Source organism: Massilia sp. P2_C2 (assembly GCF_056404615.1).
Genome location: NZ_JBFUDR010000392.1, coordinates 1 through 4,920, shown reverse-complemented (window position 1 = coordinate 4,920; position 4,920 = coordinate 1). Strand labels below are relative to the sequence as shown.

Annotated in this window: 3 protein-coding genes; 1 reads left to right on the top strand and 2 read right to left on the bottom strand. The window is 62.7% G+C overall.

Features of this window, described 5'->3' with window-relative positions:
- A partial coding sequence (locus AC1DYX_RS27835) for a tryptophan 7-halogenase (protein ID WP_477264945.1) occupies positions 1-713 on the top strand: 713 nt, incomplete at its 5' end.
- Between the two features lie 22 nt (positions 714-735).
- Here AC1DYX_RS27835 and map read toward each other — a convergent pair.
- Together map and AC1DYX_RS27825 are read right to left on the bottom strand one after the other, a co-directional pair.
- Positions 736-1,503 (bottom strand): type I methionyl aminopeptidase, encoded by a 768-nt coding sequence (gene map, locus AC1DYX_RS27830; protein WP_477264943.1) that lies wholly within the window; start codon positions 1,501-1,503, stop codon positions 736-738.
- A gap of 133 nt (positions 1,504-1,636) precedes the next feature.
- Positions 1,637-4,504: a TonB-dependent receptor plug domain-containing protein gene (locus AC1DYX_RS27825; protein WP_477264941.1), complete on the bottom strand. Its 2,868-nt coding sequence runs from the start codon at positions 4,502-4,504 to the stop codon at positions 1,637-1,639.
- Positions 4,505-4,920: the final 416 nt, after the last annotated feature.

Sequence of the window (4,920 nt, the reverse complement as noted above, 5' to 3'; positions counted from 1 at the left end):
CGCTGGAGGCGGGCTGGGCGTGGCGTATCCCGCTCGTCGACCGCGTCGGCAACGGTCACGTGTTTTCCACCCGTTATATCGACGTGGAACGCGCGCGTGAACAACTGCTCGAACAGCTGGATGGTCCGGCCCTGGCCGAGCCGCGGCTGCTGCGGTTCACCACCGGCCACCGCGAGCGGTTCTGGGTCCACAACGTGGTTGCACTGGGCCTGGCGTCCGGCTTCCTGGAACCGCTGGAATCGACCAGCATCATGTTGATCCAGCGCGGCCTGCTCGCGATGATCGACGTCCTGAAGCCAGGCGTAGTGCCCGCGGCGCCCGCCATCGCTGCCTACAACAGGGGCATGACCAAGGTCTTCGCGCGCATACGCGACTTCCTCATCCTGCATTATTGCCGCACCGAGCGCCGCGACAGCCAGTTATGGCGCGACGTGACCGCGATGGAACTGCCCGATACGCTGGCCTTCAGGCTGCACGCCTGGCGCCAGACCGGCGCGCTGAACATGTACTCGGCGGAAGGTTTCGAGTCTGCCAGCTGGCTGGCGATCCACTCCGGGCTGGGGAACTGGCCGGAACACCTGGACCCCGTGCTCAACGAGGTGCCGTTCGAGGAAGCGCGCGAGGCATTGCGCCAGCGGCGCGCACAGATCGTCAAGATGGTGGAGAACATGCCCACCCACGACGCTTACCTGCGCAGTGTCGTGCGCAAATAAGCCGCCCGGCCAGCGGCCCTGGTCAGCGTGTTCGTGGCCAGGGCGTCAGGATTTCGAAGCCGTCCCGGGTGACGGCAATCATGTGCTCCCACTGGGCGGACAGCGAGCGGTCGCGTGTCACGACGGTCCAGCCGTCGTCGAGCTGCTCGACGTCCTCGTCGCCCAGGTTGATCATGGGCTCGACCGTGAAGGTCATGCCTTCCTTGATGAGCAGGCCCGTGTTCGGACGTCCGTAGTGCAGCACCTGCGGGTCTTCGTGGTAGACCTTGCCGATCCCGTGGCCGCAATATTCGCGCACGACGGAATAGCCCCGGCCTTCCGCCAGTTTCTGGATCGCGTGGCCCACGTCGCCCAGGCGCGCGCCCGGGCGTACGGCGCGGATGCCGGCCATCATCGCGTCGAACGTGGTGTCGACGAGCTTCTTCGCCTCCGGGCTCGGCGTGCCGACGAAGTACATGCGGCTCGTGTCGCCGTGCCAGCCATCCTTGATCACGGTGACGTCGATGTTCACGATGTCGCCGTCCTTGAGGATTTCGTTGGGGGAGGGGATGCCGTGGCAGACTACGCTGTTGACGGACGTGCACAGGGTCTTCGGGAAACCGTGGTAGCCGACGTTGGCCGGCGTCGCCTTCTGCACCTTGCGGATGTATTCGTTGCAGCGCCGGTCGAGTTCCTCGGTGGAGACGCCGGGGACGACGTATTCCGCAATCATTTCCAGCACCTCGGCCGCCAACCGGCCCGAGATGCGCATCTTCGCGATATCTTTTTCGTTCTTGAGTTTGATAGCCATGGTTCGTTCGTTTTGCATCGACCGCACATGATAGCCGCTCGGATGAAAAAATGCCCGCCAGGCGAACCTGGCGGGCATTGTTCAGGTAATCGATCGGCGGCCCCATGGGACCGCACCGGACGGGTCGTACCGATCAGAAGGCCTGGTTGTAACGCACGTAGACGAAGCGGTCGATCGGCAGGTTGGCGTCCACAGCCGACGAGGACGATGCGCCCAGCACGGTGGTACGCGGTTCCTTGTCGAAGATGTTGTTGGCGCCGACCATGATCTGGCCTTTCCACGGGGTCTTGTACGAGACGCTCACGTCGTTGTAGACCATCGCGCCCTTCCGGTTGTAGCCGGTACCCCAGTTGGCATGGCCGGTCGGATTCGAGCATTCGACGGTGCTGCTGTAGCACTTGTCGCGGAGGCTGCCGAAGTAGCGGGCCGTCCACGTGGCGCTCCAGTCGCCCAGGCTCCAGTCGAGCGCGACGTTCGACTTGATGCGGTAGTAGGCGTAGCCGCCACCGCCGTCGTACTCGCCCAGCGAGCTTTCCCAGTCGGCCGTGTTGTCGGCCTTGGTGCGGTACTTGGTCACGAAGGTCGAGTCCGAACGCAGGCCGAACGCGCCGTAGGCACCGCGGCGGAAGCGGTAGGCCAGCGACAGGTCGTAGCCTTCGGTTTCCAGTGCGCCCAGGTTGGCGTTGCCGCGCGACAGGTTAACGATCTGGCCGCTGACCGGGTCACGCTTGATCGCGTTGCAGAACGAAGCGACACCCTGGACGTAGCAATATTCGGCGACTTGCGTGGCCGTGATGGCGCTGATCAGGTTGTCGACACGGATGTTGTACCAGTCCAGCGAGCTCGACAGACCCGGCAGCCAGGCCGGGCTGTAGACGAAGCCGAAGGTCTTCGTCTTGGCGCGTTCCGGCTGCAGCGACGCGTTGCCGGCGCCGGCCATGAACGGGTTGGCGCTCTGTGCACCGCCGGCGTCGGTGATCGGGGTATTGGTCTGGTCGGTCTGGCGGAAGCCCGGACCTGCGCCTTGCGCCGTGCAGCGTGCGTCGACGCCCGGCGTGCCGCGCTGGCCGTAGGCACTGTCGCACGGGTCCATGTACGTATCATAGGTCTGCTGGCCGCCGCCGAACGTGTCGCCCACGGTCGGGGCGCGGAAGCCCTGTGCCCAGGTGCCGCGGACGAGCAGGTCCTTGAGCGGCTTCCACATGAAGCTGGCTTTGCTGTTGTGGGTATTGCCGAAGTTGCTGTAGTCCGAGTAGCGGGTTGCCAGGTCGACGCTCAGCAGTTCCGCGAAACGCACGCCCTTCAGGATCGGGATGTTGGTTTCGAGGTAGGCTTCGCGCACGGAGTAGCGGCCGATGGTCGGGTTGCCGGCCAGGTCGGTCGAGTAGCCCGATTGTTCGAACTGGCCCGGGATGTCGTAACCGCGCACTTCGCGGTGTTCCACGCCGGCTGCCACGCCCAGCATGCCTGCCGGCAGCTGCAGCAACTCGCCGCTGATGTTGGCGGTCGCGCTGTTGATGGTCGAGCCGTAGGTCGCCTGGCCGGTCGACATGATGTAGTTCAGCACTTGCGGGCTGGCGGCGCCGGGACCGGCGATGATGTTGAACGGCTGGCATTCGGCCAGCGGAATCGGGGCGTCCGCGGTGCCGCACTGGACGGCGCCGCTCGCGTTCAGGAACGACGGACCGAGCGCCTTCTTGAGGTTCAGCAGGTTGACGTTGCCGGTGCCCAGGGTCTCGCCGCGGACGGCGCTGTGGTTGTAGCCCACGTCCCAGTTCCAGGCCTTGCCATGCCATTCGAAGTTGCCCGACAGGGTCGCATCGACGTGGAACGTGTTGTTCRTGTTTTCCGTCACGCGCGGCACTTCGACGGTACGGCGGATGAAGTACAGGTCTTCACCGAACGGGTTCCAGTAGCTGTTCTTGTCGATGTAGACCGGGTTGTTCGACTGCACGTCGCTGCGCAGCGGGTAGCCGGCGACCTGTGCGCTCGAAGAACGCTGCGAATACATGGCGGTGGTGCTGAACTGCATGTCGTACGGCAGTTCCAGCGTACCTTTCGTGAACAGCGTGTCCAGGCGGTTCGGCATCTGGAACATCATCTGCGAGGCGCTGTTGAACTTGTCCTCGACGATACTGCTCTTCCAGTCGTGATAATTGGCCGGATTGCGCGGATCGGCACCGACGCCGATGCCGTTGCCGCCGTTGCCGCCGGTGTGATTCAGCACGTAATCGAAGTCTTCGCTGTTGGCCGGCAGGACTTCAGCCCACGGGCCTGCGCCCAGGCCGGAGGTCGGGTGTGCCGGGCCCTTCGGGAATTTGGTGATGTTGCGGTCGCGGGCCCACACGGTGCCCTGCTCGGTGTGCGACAGGCCGACCATCAGCGACGCCTTGTCGGTGCTGGCGCCGTAGGTCAGCGAGAAGTCCTTGGCGCGGCCGTCGGCCTTGTCGTTGGCGCCGGTGTAGAGGCTCAGCTGGCCGCCATCCATGCGCTTTTTCAGGATGATGTTGACGACGCCCGAGATCGCATCCGAACCGTAGATCGAGGAAGCGCCGTCCTTCAGCACTTCGATGCGGTCGATCATGGCCGACGGGATGGTCGACATGTCGGTATAGCCGTCGACGGACTGGGTCCAGCGCTTGCCGTCCACCAGGACCAGCAGGCGGTTCGAGCCCAGGTTGCGCAGGCTGATGTATTGGCCGCCGTTCTCACGGTTCGACGTCAGCGAACCGCCGCGGTCGAAGTCCGGCGTACCTGCCGAGGACAATTGATTCAGGATGTCGCCGACGGTGACGAGACCCGTTTTCTGGATCTGTTCCTGGGTCATCACCTGGATCGGTTGTGCCGTTTCCAGATCGACCTGGCGGATGCGCGAGCCGGTCACTTCGACGCGCTGCATGCTCGAGGGTTGCGTGTCTTGCGCGTAAGCCGCATTCATCCCGAAGGCGACGCCGCTGATGCACATCAGCCGGATCGACCGGGACAAGACTTTTTCCATCATAGTTTCAAACTCCTAGGGGAATATGGCACGGCAACGGGTTGGCAGCCGTGAAACGCTCGGTCGCTGTTGCGACAATTTTGAAATCAATGCGGGTTAACATTTTTTTCAAGCTGGCAATGGAATCACCCGGTATGGCAACCTGTCAACGTTCTGACGTGCATATTTGCGAGTGTTGCACCCTTGCGTAATGACAAAAAATACCCAAAATTGGGCGTAATTACTCTCGTTTATGCGCTGTAAAGACGAAAATATTCGTGTGTATGACGGGTTTCGGCGAAAAACACGCTATGGAAGGGGGATTTGCGCACAACATTATTTCATGTGCGTAGCRCACCAAATTGAGGCGGGCCAATGTATGTACGTATTTTGAACTGTTACATTTGTACAACAGGCAAAACTTCTGACGATAAGTAAAA